Origin of the sequence: Parapedobacter sp., from assembly GCF_035556095.1 — a bacterium.
Taxonomy (GTDB): Bacteria; Bacteroidota; Bacteroidia; order Sphingobacteriales; family Sphingobacteriaceae; genus Parapedobacter.
The window spans coordinates 26640-43095 of the sequence record NZ_DATMFT010000026.1; the positions used below are offsets into that span (position 1 = coordinate 26640).

Genomic DNA, 16456 nt, shown 5'->3' on the forward strand with positions numbered 1-16456 from the left:
AGGACTCGCTCACTCCAACCCACTTACACCACCCGATACCACCAATTTCATGGCGTCCGTAGCACTCATGGCCAACGGTGTAACACGTTCGGCCTTTGCGATAACCACTTGCCCTGCAAACGAATAGGAGTAAGGAAAGTAAACAACCACTTCACCTTCCAATCCAATCTTACCCAAGTCACGTTGGGTAAGAAATCCCACTTTTTTCAACCCTGTTTCGTTCACTTCTACCAGCACCGGCTCGTTGAATTTCTTAGCGTCACCCACAAACGCTTCAGTGAAATCTTTGATGGACGAATACAAGGTATTGAACAACGGGATACGGTTGATGAGATCGTTGAACCAATTGTAAATCGGTGCGGTGACCACATTGGTAAATATCATCCCTACAATGACCAACCCTACGATAACCGTTAGTATTCCCAAGCCCGGCACGTAGAGCGGTCTGCCCGATTCGTCTTCCCAAAACCAGCTACTCAGGTTAAGCGCCGAGTCGATACTCGCTACAATCCATACAATCAGGAATAATGCACCAGCGAGCGGTAGTACCACCAGGGTCCCTTTGATCAGGTAGTTGAAAAACAGGCGTATCGTTTTATTTTTCATGCGTTAGTCGTATGTCGTTAGTCTTTTGTCTCAAGTCTCATGTCTCATAATGGTAAACGCGTTTAACACGCTGCGATATGCCGGTAAGCAATTCATAGGGTATCGTACCGATAGCAGTCGCCTGTTTCTCGATGTCATCGAACACAATCACTTCGTCGCCTACGCTGGCATCGATGTTATTCAAATCGAGCATGGTCATGTCCATACAGATATCGCCAACGGTTTGGGCTTTTGCTCCGTTTACCAACATATATCCTACCCCGTTGCCGAAACGCCGATCATAACCATCGGCATAGCCAATGTTAACCGTTGCTATAACACTGTCTTTCGTAATAAGGCCACGCCGCCCATAGCCCACAGTATCGCCTGCCGGCACTTTCCGTAACTGCGTGATGACCGTTTTCAGTACACCCGTGTGTTGCAACGGCAACCCATTTTTACCCTTATCTCCCACCCCATACAAACCAATACCCAACCTCACCATATCCAGGTGTGCCTGCGGCCAACGTTGTATGGCTGCCGAATTAGCAATGTGACGAAGTACGGGATATTCCAATGCAGCGGTCAGCCCGTCTGCAAACGTTCCGAAGGCGGCCAATTGAGCCGCCGTAAACGCATCGTGCTCCGCGTCGCCCGCGGCGGCAAGGTGTGAAAATACGGACTGAACCCTAACGGCTTCAAGTCCGCGGAGCCGCTGGCCCAACCGCACTGCATCAGCGTTAGAAAACCCCAGTCGGTGCATGCCCGTATCCACTTTAATATGGATGGGGTGCCCTTTGATTTTCCGCGACGCCAGTGTATCTACCAAGGCGTCCAGCAGCTCAAAGCTATATACTTCGGGCTCCAACTGATGCGCCAACAGCGCGTCAAAAGAAGCCGGTCTCGGATTCATCACCATAATAGGCATCCAGATACCGGCCCTACGTAGTTCCACTCCTTCATCTGCATACGCTACAGCCAGATAATCCACCCGATTAAATTGCAGCAGGCTCGCAATCTCGAAATCGCCGCTACCGTAAGAAAATGCCTTCACCATCGCCATCAATTTAACATTCCGGGGAAGCAAAGACCGGTATTGGTTCAGGTTGTGCTCCACGGCGCTCAAGTTTATCGCCAGCTCCGTATCATGCACCTTTGCCATCAACGCCGCACTGACTCGTTCAAACGCGTATCGCCTGGCACCCTTCAGCAAAATCGTTTCATCTTGAAAGGCTAAGGTGTGCAACGAAGCCAATAGGGCATCTGTATCGGCAAATGAATGGTGGGTTATCCCGCTGTACTTATCAGTGTACGAATTTAATACAGGACCTACCGTAATCAGCCGATTAATATCACTATCTAGCAGTAATTTAAATAGCTTGTTATAAACATAATCTTCATCAGATACTCCCGGAAGGTCCGACAAGACCAGCGTCCGTTTGGGATGCCGATGTTGCTGCTTCAGGAAATCAAGTGCGATGGCCAATGAAGCGAGGTCGTTGCTATAACTATCATCAATCACCGTGCAATTATTGATGCCTTTCTTCATCTCCAATCGCATCTCCACCGGTTGCAACATTGCCATCCGCTCCGTAATCACCTCCTGCCCGTAACCCATCGCCAACAATACCCCCCAGCAGCAAAGCGCATTGGCCCGCGCGGCGGCATCCGTAAACGGGATATCAATAGCAGCATATTTTCCCGCATACTGCGCCCGGATTAAGCAACGGTTATCAGCGGTCACGCTGTAACCAAGCACGGTTAGCTCAACGTTTTGCCTACCCCACGTAAGCCGTCTCCCACGGCAGGGGACAGCAACCCCGGCCGTATCATCCGGCGAATATACCGCTTGATCCGCGCCATTGAAAAGAATCAGTTTTTCCCGGATTTTCGCCTCACGGGAGACAAAGCCGTCATCGTGAGCCGGGCCCACTGTGGTCAATACGGCAATATCGGGTTGGATCATTCGATGCAGTGCCTCCATTTCACCGGGTCTGCTCACCCCCGCCTCGATGATTGCCAATTCATGCTTATCATCCATCTCCCACAGCGAAAGGGCAACTCCGATCTGGGAGTTATAACTCTTCGGGCTTCGGGCAATCCGATAATCGGGCGCTAGTAGCTGTGTTAACCATTCCTTCACAATGGTTTTACCATTACTGCCGGTGATGCCGATCACCGGATATGCAAACCTTCCCCGGTGACTTGCCGCAAGCTCCTGAAGGGCTACCAGCGTGTCTTTGACGACGATAAAATTGGCATCGCTAAATCGACCGGTGCCGTCCCAGCTGTCCGAAACAACAAAATTCCGTACACCGGCAGCATAGGTTTCGCGGATATACCGATGACCGTCGCGCCTATCCACCAATGCGAAAAAAAGCCCGTGAACCACGTTTACCAACCGACGGCTATCATACAGCAACGTGCCGATGGTTGCCGTCTCATCGGCGAAGGAGACACCTGCCGCTTGCATCATTTCCGAAACCTGCCGGATGGTATAAAATTTCGTATGCTCAGCCATGCCACGAATTTCAACATTTTTTGGGTACTGCGGGAATTTTTTACCAATTTGGTGGCATGGACGATTTATCTGGCCCAAGCCCCAAAAGACTAACGCCCTACCAAGCTAAGAGCAAGGCTGAGGCCTTTTGTGCATACCAGGAGCGCGCGCAGCAGGAGGTGCGCGATAAGCTTTACCATTGGGGGTTGTACCCGGCAGTGGTAGAGCAGGTCATTGCAGACCTGATTACGGAAGGTTTCTTAAACGAAGAGCGGTTTGCGCTGGCTTATGCATCGGGAAAGTTCCGGATGAACGGGTGGGGAAAACATAAAATAAAGCAGGGACTTACTCAAAAAGCCATATCCGCTCCCCTCATCAAGGCTGCATTGAACAGCCTGGACGAACAGGAATACCGCGAAAAACTCCTAAACTTGCTACGGGCAAAAGCCCGATTGGAAAAGGAAAAAGACCCTTATAAACGGAAAAACAAACTGGTGCGGTACGCGCTCGGCAAAGGGTATGAAAGCGAGCTCATCCTTGAGTTGTTGAATGACAACGACTTGTGATTTTTTGCAAAAATTATTTGATGGAAGCCGAAAACTCCACTATATTTGCATCCACAAACAGCAAGCGAAAGTAGCTCAGTTGGTAGAGCGCAACCTTGCCAAGGTTGAGGTCGCGAGTTCGAACCTCGTCTTTCGCTCCAAAGAAAACCCTTTTTATCATCGATAAAAAGGGTTTTTTCTTGACCAAAAATATTTCCTTTAAACATATCGCTATTTCAAAATAAGTTCGTAGTATTGATGCTTAAACGAACTATTACAAAAACATCACATTACTTTAAACATGAAAAATCCGAAAAATTGGTTAACTGTTGCTTTCGCGGTCGTATTCCTGGCTGCATGTGGGTCCGGTCAAAAAAATGAGGACGGGCAAGACTCCACGGCTGCTGAGCCTGTGGCTGAAAACGATGGCTGGGTATCGCTATTCGATGGGCAAACCACCAATGGTTGGCACACCTATTTGCGCGACACCGTTTCCGCAGCCTGGACAGCGCAGGACGGAGAACTGCGCTTCAACCCCGATGTACCCCGCGAGCAACGTGGTGATATTGTAACTGATGGAGAGTATGAAAACTTCGAACTGGAGTTGGAATGGCAGATTTCATCAGGTGGCAACAGTGGAATTATCTTCAGTGTCCATGAAGTCCCAGAATTCAGCGCGACCTACCAGACAGGTATCGAGATGCAGGTATTAGATAACATCGATGCAGGCGACAACCAAATTGAAAACCACCTCGCTGGTACGCTATATGACATGATAGGGAGCAAAGAAGTATCGCAACCCAAACCTGTAGGTGAATGGACCCAAGCGCGTATTCGCAAAAACAACGGACAGATTACCTTATGGCTGAACGGCGTGGAAACTGCCGATGTGACTATTGGAACCCCGGAATGGGAACAGGTAATCAATGCCAGCAAATTCAAGGATTGGGAAGGCTTCGCCAAATACCCCAAAGGTAAGATTGCACTGCAAGACCACGGCGACGTGGTTGCTTACCGCAATATCCGTATAAAAGAACTGTAACCGCCAACCAAACGCAAAAATCCCCAGCTGTTTACACAACTGGGGATTTTTTTTGCTGCTTAAAGCGCAATATGTAGATTCGGACAATTAATCCAACCCTACCGTCCAACCCTTAGCCCACTCCGGCACATCGATACCGGCACCGGCACCAGTGGCATCTGCCTTTTCGCTAAACACTCCGTTTATGCCAGCCTCGCTGCCATCGGTCTTTTTACCCTTGGCTTTCACAGGGACGTCGATAAAGCGAACGTCTTTCACACTCAACGAACCATCGGTTATAAACGCTATACCTTCATCGTGCTCTACGTCAATACCGGTACCCCAGTTAGCCAATACTACGTTTTCAAAATTACCTTTGGTTCCAACCCGTAATTTAAGTGCTTGGTTCTCACCGCCTGCACCGTTCCCAATCAATGTCAGGTTTTTGATGGTCGGGTTAGAAACCGGTGTAGCCGTGTGGTTATTACCGTTGTTATCGGCCTCGATGCCCCTGTTACCGTCGTTTGTGCGGATACCATACCAGTTTTCGCCATTACCGGTCCAACCTTCTGTCCAGTCGAACAAGTCGTCACCTACCAGTTCCGCATCAAAATTTGACACAATGAGGTTCTTGGCATTGACCGTGCCTCCAAACCATTCGAAACCGTCGTCAGAGCCTTCGTGTACCTGTACATTTTCAATAACGGTACCATTGCCCACGCCAAAAAGTGAAAGGCCGTTGAACTCTTTTTCGCTGGTATACGAATAACCGGAATATTCAATCCGCAAGTACTTGATTGAACCCGAATTATCACTTATGTTGTTTCCGCCGTAATCCAAATCACCAACTTCCGATTTCGCTGTTTCCCCCTTATTAATGGGAGCTGCGCCACAGAGCACCAAACCACCCCAAGCACCCGGCTGCTCTTTTTCCGCGGTGAAGACAACGGGGCTAGAAGCCGTACCTTGAACGTCGATTTGCGCTCCACGAGACACCCCGATATAGCGGACCTGATCGATGTCTTTGGCTTCTATAACCACACCTGATTTAATAACCAATTTTGCCCCTTCTTTTACCACGAGTGCACCGGTTAGTTTATACGTTCCCGATTCAAGTACAACCTCACCTTCGGCGATCTCGCCTTTTAAATCGTCACGATTAACTACAAACTCGTTATCATCGGTATCCGGTTGCGGATCGTCCTTGCTACACGAGGTAACAACCACAGCACCTACAAGGGCTGTAATGCCCATCATCCATCTAAATGTCTTTTTCATTTCCATGTTCGTTCTTTTTTTGATCTTCTTAATTTTGATACAAAACTGTATATTAATAGTAACCTAGCTGTTAATCGTATATGATAAAATTGTTAACTGGGTGTGGGGCAAATTAAAGTTGATAAGTTAGCCCTAAGGTGAAAAACCGTCCCTTTCTATACGTGAGGACCGGCACGTGCCCGCCTGCATTCTCCTGTATTCGGCGGTACTCGGGATCAAGGATATTCCGTACTACCAGATTAGCTCCGACCCGCCGGCTCACCTTGCTCCGCACGATAAAGTCGAGCATACTTACCCCTTTGTCAACCAGATTGCCCTTTTGTTCATTGCCCAATGCAAATACCTTGTCGGAGAAATACGAATATGCCACGGTAGCCGTCACATTGCTGTCATTGCGCCAGCGTTTCACATAAGTCAGGTCAGCGTTCACCAATAAATCTGAAGCCCCAGTAAATGTAGACTCGTTGTAAGTGGGACGGATATCGAACACCGTTTCACGCCTAACTTTCTCGACATCGATTTTCTGATCGGTATACATGTAGGCCACGTTCAAACCGGCAGACAGCAAATCCCGCTCCTGGTTAAAATGCACAAGGTCTTTTTTAGCCTCCAGCTCCATTCCGAAAGCGGTACCTACGTCTCCAATATTGACCCATGAAATATCGTTAGCCGTTGCGGCGATGTTGATTTCGTTAATTGGGTTTTGGATATATTTTCCAAAAGCCGCCACAGTGAGCAACTCTGACGAAGAAGGGAACATTTCCCATTTAAGATCCACGTTGTAATTATCCGAAGGGTAAAGAAACGCGTTTCCCTGCTCGGGATTGGAGCCATCATCGTAAACAAACGGCGCACGTTCCTTAAATTGGGGCAGCGTATAGGTTTTGCTGGCACCAAACCGGATGTTCTGCTTTTCATTCAGCTCATATTTCAAATTCAGACTGGGCAGTAACGGGTTTTTAGTCAACGTATTGGAATCGCCGTTGGGATAGAAAACGGTTAACCAATCGACTTTTTGTTGGATGTTTTCATAACGTACTCCGACTACTGACGTCAGCCGGTCGGTTACGTCGTATTCCAGACTCACGTAGCCCGCGTGGATCTGTTGGTCGCCATTGTACTTTTGCGGGCGGGCGCCCGAAAATGCAACCACCGTAAATAGCTGCCCATAACTTTGTGGATTATATAAGGCGTCCAAGTTGTTGGGATTTAAAACCACGGATCTACCCGTCGAAGTATGGTCGAAATTAAACTGTATGGCTTCAAACCCACGCTTTTTGTATCGCCCTTGATAACCCAGTCTGAGCATGCCCTTGGGCGATTCGGCTTGACCGATACGATAACTCCCATTAAGATTAATGGCATATTCCTGCTCATCGAGTCGCATATTGAACCGGTTGTTGTCGGTGTCATCCGTCTGTACAACGACGAACTCATTTTCATTTCGGCGTAGTAAAGTATTTTCAATCCGGTCGGGCATGATATAGCCAACCTTGTTTACCGACGCCCCCCAATCGACATCGATTCGGTCCGTCAGTCGATGTGTGCCCAGCAGTTGGTTGACAAACAACCTATTCTGCGCATAGGAGCCTAGACGCCGCAACCCGGTTCCATCTTCCGTCTTATCCCTTAAATAACCGTCATAGTTATCGTTCCATTGCTCGCTGCTGTTTACATATAGGAAATTGTAGGATAGTTTATGGTCGGTATTAAATCGATAATTGGCGTTGAACAGCGCCGTACTATTGGTATTGTAGCCGTAACGCGCTTGGTCCGTCCACCTTATTCGAGCCCCTTGGGCGCTGACATCCCGGTTAACCCCCTCACGGTATTCATAGCCATTTCCGAAGCCCGCCGTAGCGAACAAGTTAAGCCTTCCTTCACTGCCGATATTAAATGACTTTCCACCAAGCAACCGGACGTTGGCGGGATAGGGATCGCGGGAAATCGGATTCGCACTATTGGTGAAATTAAAACCACCCAGCGGGTTCTGCGGGATGATGTATTCTTTCCTTCCCCACTTGCTTCCGTTGGCCAGTAGCATGAAGTTGTCCGCCTGGGATATCGCATTGGTATTTAATGTTGATGAGAGCGAAACTTCCAGCATTCCGTTGCCCGAATAGTCCTTGGAATAGATATCGATATTGCCCCCTCCGAAGTCGCCCGACATCTCGCTGTTGTAAACCTTATCTACCGCTACGAATTCTATAACGTCCGTGGAAAACAAATCCAATGCTATATTCTTCAACCTAGGATTGTTGGATGGCAATGGTAATCCGTTCAACGATGTGGTATTGTACCGATCGCCCATACCGCGCACATATACCTGCGTACCTCCCTCCTCTTTGGAGATGCCGGACATCTTGGCCACAGCAGCTGCGGCATCGCTTGCGCCGACCCGCGATAACTCCTGGGCGCCGATGCGTTGGATTACCAAGCTAGCTTTCTTCTGATCAGCCAATAGCGCGATATCGCTTCCCCGATGGCGCGCCGTGGTCACCACCACCTCATCCATCACTTCACCCGATGCTTCCAAATTGATGTCTAATATCGTTTCGGATCCATCTTTAACAACCACGTCCTCAACGCGGATGGTGGAATAACCCACGTAACTCACCTGTAAGATGTACTGGCCTGACAGGACGCCATTGAGTAAGAATGTGCCGTTCTGATCTGAAATAGTGCCGTGCGTAGTACCGACTAAACTAACAGACGCTCCAACAATAACCTCATTGGTGGCCGCCTCCTTAATCAGCCCCTTGACTATTCCCTTCGGGACCTGCGCGTTCGCGCCGATGCCGGCCAAAAGAAGGCCGACAAGCAATAAAAATGTGTTGTTTTTGTTACGTTGCATGGTTTGACTAAAATTCTGTTGCAATAATCCTAACTTAACATTACCTGCCTGTTAATCTTAGATGAATGTATGTTTAGTTTTATGTTAAAATAATGTTATAATGCTGACTTATATATAATTACAAATAATACTTAAACTTTAAGCTTAGAATAAGCCCATCTCCCAGTGCCGGCAGATCGATCATCAACTATCACAATAAAGTTGCATTCGCATACCGCCCATTTAAACGGAATAACTTAGGTTTGCGTTGGGCAGAAAATCCAGTGTAATATGATGCAACAACACCTGTTAAAATCAGTCGCTTCCTTGAGCGGCATTGCACACCGTTATCCGGGCGGGGAAACGCTGCGGTTTGCAGACTTGGACATCCCTGTCGGGCAACATACCCTTATACTGGGTAATTCGGGCAGCGGTAAAACCACCTTATTGCATATCCTTAGCGGATTACTCCAGCCGCAAGCGGGCTCGGTGCTGATTGATGGTCAGGAACTCTATGATCTCGCTCCGCGGAAATTGGACACCTATCGTGGCCAGCGTATCGGGTTGATTTTCCAGGAAGCACACTTGGTGAAAAGCCTTACCGTAAAGGAAAATCTGCAAATCGCCCAAAGTTTCGCCGGCGCTGGGGTAGATAATACGCGTATCCAAAACGTGTTGGCACTGCTTGAACTCGGTCATAAAGCCCATAGTTACCCAAACAAATTGAGTCGCGGGCAGATACAACGGGCCGCCATCGCTAGAGCGGTTGTCAATCATCCGGCCATTTTAGTCGCCGATGAGCCGACGGCCTCACTCGACGACCACAATACCGAGCGGGTGTTGGATCTGCTCTTTACGCAAGCGGAGCAACACGGAGCAACACTAATCATTGCCACCCATGACAAACGGGTGAAAGCACGTTTTGAACATACGTATCAAGTGGGAGGTGCAGCATGAATATGCTACAGATCGCGTGGAAGAACATCCGCCAGAATCCCGCAACCTCGGTTTTAGGGATCTTGCTTACGGCATTTGGCACGGGAATTCTCTGTGTATTACTCCTCACTTCTCATCAGATTGAAGAGCAACTCGACAACAACAGCCGCGGCATCGACTTGGTAGTGGGCGCGAAAGGAAGTCCCATTCAACTTATTCTGAGCAGTATTTATCACATGGATAACCCCACTGGCAACATCAGTTTAGCCGAAGCCCAGAAATTAGCAGCCAATCCAATGGTCAAGCTTGCCGTTCCACTATCACTTGGCGACAACTTCCGGGGGCACCGGATTGTAGGGACAGATAGCACTTTCCTACAACTATATGACTTGAAGCTTGCCGATGGTCGGTTATGGGAAGACGATTTCGAGGCGGTGATCGGTGCAGAGGTCGCCCGTAAGCATGGTCTCAAGATCGGCGACACTATCTATGGCGCACACGGCCTCAGTAGTGAAGGGCATACACACGATGAACACCCCTATACCATTACCGGTATTTTAGCGTCGGGGCACCGGGTTGTCGATCGGTTGATTATCTCCAACCTTGCGAGTGTATGGCGTATGCACGGTGACCCCGGTGATTCGCCTGCTAGCGAACACGACGGAGAAATACACGATCATCATGACCATGACCACGATTTGGCAGGTGTTGAAGAGCACGAGCATCATCATGGCGAAGCACATGATCACGACCATCCGCCTGTAGACAGACCAGCCGATGAGCCCCAACTGGTTAAGAGCATGCTTGGCGATATCGGGTCGGGCGAGCGCGAAATCACCAGTATGCTCATCCAATACAGCAATCCAGCGGCCATCGGCATGTTTCCGCGGCTGGTTAACCAGCATTCGTCGATGCAAGCCGCATCCCCAGCCCTCGAGAGCGCTCGTTTATTCTCGCTGCTGGGCATCGGAATCGACTCGCTCCAGGTGCTCGCCTACGTGATTATGCTTATGGCTGCACTTAGTGTATTCATCAGTTTGTATAATGCGCTTAAAAGCAGAAAATACGATCTTGCCATCATGCGGGCACTCGGTGCATCGCAAGCAAAGCTCTTCGGCATAGTGATTGCCGAGGGAATATTGCTTACCTTTGTGGGTGCGGTAGCAGGGATTGCAATTGGACACCTTGCGCTTTACCTGATCGGGGCCAGCACAGGTAGCACGGCCACATTCTTGGAAGCTTTTGCATTGCTACCGCAAGAAGCAGTGTTGGTCATCATCGGTGTTGCGATAGGCTTTGTTGCTGCCGTAATCCCTGCAGTAAAAGCGTACAAAACATCGATATCAGCTACATTAGCAGGAAATTAGACACCCAATGAAGAAATTAATTATAATTGCGTTCATGGCAATCGGCATCCAAGCCGTCAATGCCCAGCAAAACGAGCTTTTCGGGGAAGTACCCGACCACACTCCCATGATGAACGATACGTGGGAAACCATCAATAAGTTGATGTATAAGGTAACCCATAAGGATGACCAGACCATATACACCCCACATTTTCCCGACGAACTGAAAGCGATTGATAAAAAGACAGTCACCTTACCCGGATATCTGGTTCCGTTGAACGGGGGCCGCGACCATGAGACGTTCATGCTTTCGGTTCTTCCGATTATGCAGTGCATGTTTTGCGGACAAGGGGACATCCCTCCAATGGTAGAGATTTTTATGAAAAAAGGTAAAAAGGTACGCTTTACCGAAGAACCTATTAAAATAAAAGGCACGGTACGCCTAAATGCAAACACCCAAGAGGGAAATGCAGAAATCCAAGTCATAGATGCTGAATTAATTCAGTGAACGAAGGCTTTTATAGCCGAATCTGATTACTAGCATTGTTTTAGGTGACTTCGGTCATCCCGTTAGATGTATCTTTTCATTACCATTGTCGGTGATGAAACCAAACACACTAATTAAGAGTACTATGCTTAAAAACATTTTAGTCCCTACCGATTTTTCCCACCATGCGTTAATAGCGGCGCGCTATGCAAGCCATATGGCACAACATTTCGAGTGGTCCATACACCTGATACATGCTTACACGCCGTTTTCGTCGTCTTTCGCTAACGAGAAGTTCAATCAGGAAATACTCGATCATGAAACGGAAAAAGCCCAGTCCAATATGGCGACCTTCCGTGACGAACTGAGCCAGGAGTTCCCGAACTTGGAAATCGTCACTTCATGTCTAACCGGAATGTTGGGCGATGTATTGCCAGCAATAGCAGGTGAAAGCAAAAATGAATTGATTATTATGGGCACAAAGGGTGCATCCGGACTTAAATACACCATATTGGGGAGCAATACTTTTGAAATTATCCGCAAATCCCCTATCCCCGTATTGGCCATACCGGAGACCCAGACAACCTTCCGGTGGGAAACAATCGGCTTACTGTCTAACTTCAAACAATCTGAAATCAGTGCGTTGCAATCAGCCATAGCTATAGCTGGGCTGCCCAAGAAATTACTGTTATTGCATTTGTTTGAAAAAGATAGCTATCGGGACGAAGATGACTTGACATCGTGGAAAGGCCACATTCAAGATCGCTTAGGCATCGATGAAATAGCTTATAAAACAGAAAACCTGGTCAACCGGATGGATGTCCGGGAAGATTTTTCCGACTACGTCTTTGATATGATTGAATCCGAAAACGTCGACGTATTGGTGGTGACGCAGGAAAGGAAAAGCTTCCTCACCAAACTATTTTCCAGGAGTTTGGTGAAAGCGATAGCACACCAATTGACGGTTCCTGTGTTTTTCCACAATATGCATCACCGGTAGCGTATATTTTTTATCCCCGATTTAAAATCGCTACTTCTGCACAGGCCACCAATGCGGCCGTCTCCGAACGGAGACGGGTATTTCCAAGCGTCACGCCTGTATAACCCGCTTGCGTGGCCCGTTGAATCTCAGCAACGCTGAAATCGCCCTCTGGGCCAATCAATACAACAGCCGGTTCTTCCGGCTGTAGCGTATTGCCAAGGTACTCCTTTTCTCCTTCGGCACAATGTGCAATAAAGCGCCTGGCCGAAAAGTCGTGTCCAATAAAATCATCGAATCTAATGGCGGGATTGACCTTCGGCAAGTAGGCGCTCAGCGACTGTTTCATGGCGGCTGCAACCACCTTGCGCAACCGTTCTAGTTTCACTTCCTTCCGCTCCGAATGGTCACAGATAATCGGAGTGATTTCATCCACCCCCACTTCCGTCGCTTTTTCTAGAAACCACTCCACCCGGTCTATGCTCTTTGTGGGCGCGATAGCCATATGCAGGTGGTATGGCCGTTTTCCATGGGCCAAGCTGACCTCAAGGATTTCCAGTACCGTGCGCTTAGGATGGGCATCCGTAATCACTGCCCTATAATACCCACCGTTGCCGTCTGCCAATTGTAGCTGCTGCCCTACCGACAGGCGTAGCACCCGTACCGCATGCTTGCTCTCCTCCTCGCTCAGGATAAAAGCCTTGTGTTGCGGTTGTATATCTGGGGTATAAAAAAGGTGCAAATCGCCGAGGTTATTCATCGTCGTCATCTTCGGAAACCGCAATCAGCTCCAGTTTCACGAACTCGATGTTCTGTTGGGTTTTTTTCATGATGATAAAATTGTATCCATGAAATTCCGTGTGCTCTCCTACATCTGGAATCTTATCGAACAAATCACTCACCAGGCCCGAAATGGTGTCGTAGCCGCTGCTTTCGGGCAATTCCCTAGGCAAAAACTCATTGACGTCGTGCACGTTTGCACTAGCATCCACCATATACTCCGTATCAGATATTTTCTCGACGATGGGTGTTTCCTCATCGTATTCGTCCTGGATCTCTCCTACCAATTCCTCCACGATGTCCTCCAGCGTTACCATACCCGCCGTACCGCCAAATTCATCCAACACAATGGCTATCTGTATGCGCCGCTGCTGGAATTCAGCTAAAAGGTCATTGATTTTCTTGGTTTCCGGAATAAAATAGGGTTTACGGATAATGTTTCTCAACATCAGTTCCTTCCCATTGGCTAGGATAGGCAAAATATCCTTTGTATGCACGATTCCGATGATTTGGTCGATATTATCGTCGTAAATCGGAATCCGCGAATACCCTTCCTTGGTAATGCGCTCAATGACATCTTTACCCGAGCAGTTCATTTCTATGGCAGAAATCTTGGTGCGCGGCACCATGATGTTTTTCACGATACGTTCATTAAAATCAAACACGTTCTTAATCAATTCGTGTTCAACCATATCCAACGCACCGCTTTCCCGACCCTGATCGAGCAAGTACTGCAATTCTTCCGACGAGTGGTGTGCCTCGCCTACGTTTACCGAAAATCCCATCAGCCTCAGCAACAGGTTAGCAAACCCGTTCAACACCCAGATAATGGGTCGAAACAACAAATAGAAAAACCGCAAAGGCAATGCTATGCCCATCGTGGTGCCTACGGGGCGCTGAATAGCGATCGACTTCGGCGCTAACTCTCCGAATACGATGTGCAACACCGTGATGATGCTAAATGCCAGTACGTGGCCCAAGTTCTTGGCGACCGTACCTGTAAGCTCGACATTGAACCAACCGAAGACCGTCGCGACGATATCTGTCATAACGGCTTCTCCAATCCACCCCAATGCCAAAGAAGATATCGTTATACCCAACTGGGTGGCAGCTAAATAGCCATCGAGATGGGTAGTGATGTGTTTGGCCATGAGGGCCACCTGGCTACCGGTCTTTATCTTAATCTCGATCTGGGAGGCCCTAACTTTGACAATCGCAAATTCGGCGGCTACAAAAAAACCATTTGCAAAAACCAGAAAAAATGTCCAAAAAATTTCCCAGCCCATTAGGTCATCGTTAGGTCAGCAAATTCCTTCTGGTACAAATCGATGCTTTCTTGTATAACCTGATACGCATACGAGCGACCAAAAAGACGTTCTATCGTCACATTTTTCCTTTCCAACGCCTTGTAATCCTGGAAAAAACGAACAATCTCTTTCATCGTATGTGGCGGCAGTTCGGATAAATCGTTGATGTAATTGACAGACATATCGTTTTTTGCGACAGCGATGATTTTATCATCTTGCTCGCCGTTGTCAATCATGTGCATCACCCCGATCACCTTGGCCTCAATGATACTCATCGGATACACATCGACCGAGCAAAGCACTAAAATGTCTAAAGGGTCTTTGTCATCACAGTACGTTTTTGGAATAAAACCGTAATTGGCCGGGTACATCACCGACGAAAACAGTACACGGTCCAACTTGATCAGCCCACTTTCCTTGTCGATTTCGTATTTCGCTTTCGATCCTTTGGGAATTTCAATGATGGCGTTAACGGATGATGGAACGTCATCACCGGGAGATACTTCATGCCACGGATGCAATATGCTCATTCTGTGCAGCAATTAAGGTTATTGATTCTTAGTTTCAATGTCTTTCTTGTTGTGTTGCAGCTTCCTCCTGATCAACGCAACCAATATAGGGGTAAATGAAATGATGATGAATCCAACAATAATATATTCGATATAATGGATGATTTGGGGAAATTCACGTCCCAAAAAAAAACCGGACAGCGTTAGTACCGACACCCAAATCGCACATCCAGAAACGTTATACCAAACAAATTTACGGAAATTAAGTTGCACAATACCCGCTAATATAGGAGCAAATGTACGTATTATCGGCACGAAACGACCTATAATCAATGCCGCCCCGCCATACTTATGATAAAACTCTTCGGCCATGACCACGTAGCGCCGTTTAAAGAGCCACGTATCCTTACGTTTGAAAAGCATCGGCCCCGTTCGCCAACCAAACCAATAGCCTGTAAAATTCCCCAGTACGCCCGCTGCAAACAGCCCCAAGCAAAGGGTCGTGATATCCACGCTCAACATACCCGAAGCACAGAATAGACCGGCCAAAAACAGCAGGTAATCACCCGGAAGGAAAAATCCAAAAAAAAGACCCGTCTCTGCAAAAACAACAAATATAACAAGATAGAAGCCTCCAGACATCAGCAATGCTTCCGCATCCAGCAATTGTGAAAAAGAATCCCAGAACTCTTGCATATCTATTAGTTACAAACTTACGTAAATTGCCTTTACCGCCAAAACACTTTATGGCCTTGTAATCGTGTGTTTACAATGCACACTTGTGCCAGTTGGCTTATGGCATTAGCTTTGGGTTATTTCAAGGATGGCTTGCTTTATTGCTTCTGCACTTTCTGCAAAGGCTTCTTGGCTCAGTTTAAGCTTGGGTCGGTTGAAATCGATATCGCCCACATGATCGATGGGAATCAAGTGGATATGCGCATGGGCAACTTCTAAGCCCACCACTGCAACGCCAATCCGTTCGCAGGGGTACACGCGCTTAATGCCCTGGGCAACAATCTTGGCAAAAATCCAAAGCCCCATGTATTCATCGTCCCCGATATCAAACAGGTAATCTGTTTCCCGTTTTGGGATGACCAACACGTGCCCTTTAGCGAGCGGATTGATATCTAGAAAAGCCAAGTAGTCATTGCTTTCGGCAACCTTAAACGCTGGGATTTCGCCGTCGATGATTTTCGAGAATATGGTGGGCATATTTAAATGAATGAAAATGAACAAATCGTCTTTGACAAACTTAGATAAATTATTGATATCTTGTTTGTTTTTTTGGCATCAATGAAATCGCTACGCTGAGTTCACTTTTATATGCAATATGTAATCGCGTTGCATATA

Annotated in this window: 15 protein-coding genes and 1 tRNA gene; 7 read left to right on the forward strand and 9 right to left on the reverse strand. The window is 47.8% G+C overall.

The window, feature by feature from the left end:
- Positions 1–9: 9 nt before the first annotated feature.
- Positions 10–606: a DUF502 domain-containing protein gene (locus VNQ80_RS16935; protein ID WP_325640843.1), complete on the reverse strand. Its 597-nt coding sequence runs from the start codon at positions 604–606 to the stop codon at positions 10–12.
- Positions 607–643: 37 nt separating this feature from the next.
- Positions 644–3106 carry a bifunctional UDP-N-acetylmuramoyl-tripeptide:D-alanyl-D-alanine ligase/alanine racemase gene (locus VNQ80_RS16940; RefSeq protein ID WP_325640845.1) on the reverse strand — a complete coding sequence of 821 codons (2463 nt, stop codon included), beginning with the start codon at positions 3104–3106 and terminating at the stop codon, positions 644–646.
- Between the two features lie 56 nt (positions 3107–3162).
- Here VNQ80_RS16940 and VNQ80_RS16945 point away from each other — a divergent pair, with 56 nt between their 5' ends.
- The 3 genes from VNQ80_RS16945 (at position 3163) to VNQ80_RS16955 (ending at position 4672) form a co-directional block, all read left to right on the forward strand.
- Positions 3163–3651, forward strand: coding sequence for a regulatory protein RecX (locus VNQ80_RS16945; protein WP_325640847.1), 489 nt, complete (start codon positions 3163–3165; stop codon positions 3649–3651).
- A 64-nt stretch (positions 3652–3715) separates the two neighbouring features.
- Positions 3716–3791, forward strand: a tRNA-Gly gene (locus tag VNQ80_RS16950).
- A 140-nt stretch (positions 3792–3931) separates the two neighbouring features.
- On the forward strand, positions 3932–4672 hold the full coding sequence (locus VNQ80_RS16955) for a DUF1080 domain-containing protein (protein ID WP_325640848.1): 741 nt from the start codon (positions 3932–3934) through the stop codon (positions 4670–4672).
- A gap of 87 nt (positions 4673–4759) precedes the next feature.
- Here VNQ80_RS16955 and VNQ80_RS16960 read toward each other — a convergent pair whose 3' ends face one another.
- Both VNQ80_RS16960 and VNQ80_RS16965 read right to left on the reverse strand, forming a co-directional pair.
- Positions 4760–5929 carry a hypothetical protein gene (locus VNQ80_RS16960; RefSeq protein ID WP_325640850.1) on the reverse strand — a complete coding sequence of 390 codons (1170 nt, stop codon included), beginning with the start codon at positions 5927–5929 and terminating at the stop codon, positions 4760–4762.
- Between the two features lie 112 nt (positions 5930–6041).
- The gene (locus VNQ80_RS16965; protein WP_325640851.1) at positions 6042–8783 is read right to left on the reverse strand and encodes a TonB-dependent receptor; all 2742 of its coding nucleotides are present in this window, start codon (positions 8781–8783) and stop codon (positions 6042–6044) included.
- Between the two features lie 270 nt (positions 8784–9053).
- Here VNQ80_RS16965 and VNQ80_RS16970 point away from each other — a divergent pair, with 270 nt between their 5' ends.
- The 4 genes from VNQ80_RS16970 to VNQ80_RS16985 all read left to right on the forward strand — a co-directional run bounded on the left by VNQ80_RS16970 (position 9054) and on the right by VNQ80_RS16985 (position 12531).
- Positions 9054–9719 carry an ABC transporter ATP-binding protein gene (locus VNQ80_RS16970; RefSeq protein WP_325640852.1) on the forward strand — a complete coding sequence of 222 codons (666 nt, stop codon included), beginning with the start codon at positions 9054–9056 and terminating at the stop codon, positions 9717–9719.
- Positions 9716–11065 carry an ABC transporter permease gene (locus VNQ80_RS16975; RefSeq protein WP_325640854.1) on the forward strand — a complete coding sequence of 450 codons (1350 nt, stop codon included), beginning with the start codon at positions 9716–9718 and terminating at the stop codon, positions 11063–11065. The genes VNQ80_RS16970 and VNQ80_RS16975 overlap by 4 nt, the downstream gene beginning before the upstream one ends.
- A 7-nt stretch (positions 11066–11072) precedes the next feature.
- Positions 11073–11552: a hypothetical protein gene (locus tag VNQ80_RS16980; RefSeq protein ID WP_325640856.1), complete on the forward strand. Its 480-nt coding sequence runs from the start codon at positions 11073–11075 to the stop codon at positions 11550–11552.
- A 124-nt stretch (positions 11553–11676) separates the two neighbouring features.
- Entirely contained in the window at positions 11677–12531 is an 855-nt protein-coding gene (locus VNQ80_RS16985) for a universal stress protein (RefSeq protein WP_325640858.1), read from the forward strand.
- A 10-nt stretch (positions 12532–12541) separates the two neighbouring features.
- Here the strand turns inward: VNQ80_RS16985 and VNQ80_RS16990 are convergent, their stop codons facing one another.
- From VNQ80_RS16990 to VNQ80_RS17010, 5 genes are all read right to left on the reverse strand, one after another.
- On the reverse strand, positions 12542–13279 hold the full coding sequence (locus VNQ80_RS16990; RefSeq protein ID WP_325640860.1) for a 16S rRNA (uracil(1498)-N(3))-methyltransferase: 738 nt from the start codon (positions 13277–13279) through the stop codon (positions 12542–12544).
- On the reverse strand, positions 13263–14576 hold the full coding sequence (locus VNQ80_RS16995; RefSeq protein WP_325640862.1) for a hemolysin family protein: 1314 nt from the start codon (positions 14574–14576) through the stop codon (positions 13263–13265). Before VNQ80_RS16995 ends, VNQ80_RS16990 begins: the two co-directional genes overlap by 17 nt.
- Complete coding sequence (locus tag VNQ80_RS17000; protein WP_325640864.1) at positions 14576–15127, reverse strand: inorganic diphosphatase; 552 nt, start codon at positions 15125–15127, stop codon at positions 14576–14578. Before VNQ80_RS17000 ends, VNQ80_RS16995 begins: the two co-directional genes overlap by 1 nt.
- 18 nt (positions 15128–15145) lie before the next feature.
- Positions 15146–15802, reverse strand: coding sequence for a DedA family protein (locus tag VNQ80_RS17005; RefSeq protein ID WP_325640866.1), 657 nt, complete (start codon positions 15800–15802; stop codon positions 15146–15148).
- Positions 15803–15907: 105 nt separating this feature from the next.
- Complete coding sequence (locus tag VNQ80_RS17010; protein WP_325640868.1) at positions 15908–16318, reverse strand: HIT family protein; 411 nt, start codon at positions 16316–16318, stop codon at positions 15908–15910.
- Positions 16319–16456: the final 138 nt, after the last annotated feature.